Below are 275 nucleotides of genomic sequence, written 5' to 3'. Positions count from 1 at the left end.
AGTATTTTAATACCCTATTAATAAGGTCCATAAATATTGCCAGAGCATTGGTTAGACCAAAGGACATCACCACAAATTCAAAGTGCCCATACCTAGTCCAAAAAGCCATTTTGGGAATATCACACTCCCTTACCCGCAATTGATGATACCCGGACCGGAGGTCAATTTTGGAGAAGTGGTTGGCTCCTTGCAACTGATCAAATAAGTCATCAATCCTTGGCAGTGGATATCTATACTTTATAGTAACCTTGTTGACCTGGCGGTAGTTAATACAC

At 40.7% G+C, this 275-nt stretch carries 1 protein-coding gene; it reads right to left on the bottom strand.

The genetic code is table 11. The annotated features are described in order from the left end of the window. A partial coding sequence (locus ON062_RS14050) for a reverse transcriptase family protein (RefSeq protein WP_368859992.1) occupies window positions 1-271 on the bottom strand: 271 nt, incomplete at its 3' end. Window positions 272-275 lie beyond the last annotated feature (4 nt).

Origin of the sequence: Microbacterium sp. C7(2022) (assembly GCF_028823665.1) — a bacterium.
GTDB lineage: Bacteria > Actinomycetota > Actinomycetes > Actinomycetales > Microbacteriaceae > Microbacterium.
This window is presented reverse-complemented; position numbering and strand designations above follow the sequence as displayed.